Raw genomic sequence first — 2,289 nt, forward strand, 5'->3', positions numbered from 1 at the left:
CGGTGCCGCTACGTGATCGGGCGGCGGGCGTTGTCCTTCAGGCTCGGGCCGGGGGCGGCGTCGGCGATCCAGGGGCCGTCGCCGCTGGGGTCGATGACGCCCTCCTCCAGCCAGGTATAGCTGCCGCCCAGGACACCGGCGACGACCTTGCGGTCCAGTTCGTCGGTGTTGGTCCACAGCCGGCCGAACAGCTCCTCGACGCGGATCCGGGCCTGCCGGCAGAAGGCGTCGGCGAGTTGGTGCGCCTCGCGGCCGTGGTCGCCGGTCATCCTCAGGTGCTCGGCCCGTACGCAGGCCGCGCTCATCGCGAACAGCTCTGCGCCGATGTCGACGATCCGGCCGAGGAAGCCCTGCTTGGTCTCCATCTTCGCCTGCCAGCGGGACATCGCGTAGAAGGTGGACCGGGCGAGCTTGCGGGAGCTCCGCTCGACATACCGCAGATGGCCCGCCAGCTCGCCGAACTCCTGGTAGGTGCGCGGGAGTTGGCCGGGTCCGGCGACGAGTCTGGGCAGCCAGCGGGCGTAGAAGCCGCCGGCCTTGGCGGCGGCCCGGCCCTTGTCGGCGAGGGACTTGTCCGGGTCGATGAGGTCGCCGGCGACCGACAGGTGGGCGTCGACGGCCTCGCGGGCGATCAGCAGGTGCATGATCTCCGTGGAGCCCTCGAAGATCCGGTTGATGCGCATGTCCCGCAGCGCCTGCTCGGCGGGGACGGCGCGTTCGCCGCGGGCGGCGAGCGAGTCGGCGGTCTCGAAGCCGCGGCCGCCGCGGATCTGGACCAGCTCGTCGGCGATCCGCCAGCCCATCTCGGAGCCGTAGAGCTTGGCGAGGGCGGCCTCGATGCGGATGTCGTTGCGGTTCTCGTCGGCCATCTGCGAGGCGAGGTCGACGACGGCTTCCAGGGCGAAGGTGGTCGCCGCGATGAACGAGATCTTGGCGCCGACCGCCTCGTGCCGGGCGATCGGGCGGCCCCACTGCTCGCGGGCGCCGGACCACTCGCGGGCGATCTTCAGGCACCACTTGCCGGTGCCGGCGCACATCGCGGGCAGCGAGAGCCGTCCGGTGTTGAGTGTGGTCAGCGCGATCTTCAGGCCGGCGCCCTCGGGGCCGATGCGGTTGGCGGCCGGGACCCGCACCCGGTGGAAGCGGGTGACGCCGTTCTCCAGGCCGCGCAGGCCCATGAAGGCGTTGCGGTTCTCGACGGTGATGCCGGGCGAGTCGGCCTCGACGACGAAGGCGGTGATGCCGCCCTTGCTCGCCTTGCTCGTCTCGGTCGCCTCGGAGGCGGGCACCCGGGCCATCACCACCAGGAGGTCGGCGACCACGCCGTTGGTGGTCCACAGCTTCACGCCGTCGAGCACGTAGTCGTCGCCGTCGCGAACGGCCGAGGTGGCGAGCCGGGCCGGGTCCGAGCCGACGTCGGGCTCTGTCAGCAGGAACGCGGAGATGTCCGTCCTGGCCAGCCGCGGCAGGAAGGTCTCCTTCTGCTCCTGGGTGCCGAAGAGCTTCAGCGGCTGCGGTACGCCGATCGACTGATGCGCGGAGAGCAGCGCGCCGATCGCCGGGCTGGCCGAGCCGGCCAGGGCGAGCGCGCGGTTGTAGTAGACCTGGGTCAGCCCGAGGCCGCCGTACTTCGGGTCGATCTTCATGCCGAGGGCGCCGAGTTCCTTGAGCCCGTTGACGGTCTCGTCCGGGATGCGCCCCTCGCGCTCGATCCGGGCACCGTCGACCTCGGTCTCGCAGAACTCCCGCAGCGTGGCGAGGAACTTCTCGCCGCGCCGCACGTCGTCGGCCGCCGGGGTGGGGTGCGGATGGATGAGGTCGAGCCGGAAGCGCCCCAGGAACAGCTCCTTGGCGAAGCTGGGCTTGCGCCAGTCCTGCTCGCGGGCCGCCTCGGCGACCTGGCGCGCTTCGCGCTCGGAAACGTTGCGGATGGACGGAGCGGTCATCAGGAGCTCACCTCGCCGCGGATCGGGAGTTCTGCACCGGCGGGCCGGTCGGCCGCCGGACAGTGCTACTTGTGAGAGTTACCCGATCCGCACGGGTTGCACCAGTGGAGGCACGGGACGGCACCCGCCCCGGGAGCGGGTACCCGCCACGGGTGATTCACGCGGCGACATGCGCCGCGCGGCACGGTGCCGCGCCGCGATCACGGCGTCCGTACGGCACGGTGAGAGCCGGCACCGCGCGCGGGCCGGGCACCGCCCTCCGGGGCGGGCGGCATCCCGCGCCGGCGGTAGGCGGGCCGCTGCTCCTCCCCTGCGGCACGGCCCCGGGGGAGAACGGGGGACG

1 protein-coding gene is annotated in these 2,289 nt (G+C 72.5%); it reads right to left on the reverse strand.

Annotated features, from left to right (window positions below):
* Positions 1-8: 8 nt before the first annotated feature.
* Positions 9-1,946 carry an acyl-CoA dehydrogenase family protein gene (locus ACO1BR_RS17150; protein WP_426795934.1) on the reverse strand — a complete coding sequence of 646 codons (1,938 nt, stop codon included), beginning with the start codon at positions 1,944-1,946 and terminating at the stop codon, positions 9-11.
* Between the last annotated feature and the right edge of the window lie 343 nt (positions 1,947-2,289).

The organism is Streptomyces sp. YGL11-2 (assembly GCF_050054615.1).
GTDB lineage: Bacteria > Actinomycetota > Actinomycetes > Streptomycetales > Streptomycetaceae > Streptomyces.

Bases quoted from the DNA above. Each gene is read 5' to 3' on its own strand.
- ACO1BR_RS17150 (WP_426795934.1), bottom strand. From the start codon at position 1,946: ATGACCGCTCCGTCCATCCGCAACGTTTCCGAGCGCGAAGCGCGCCAG.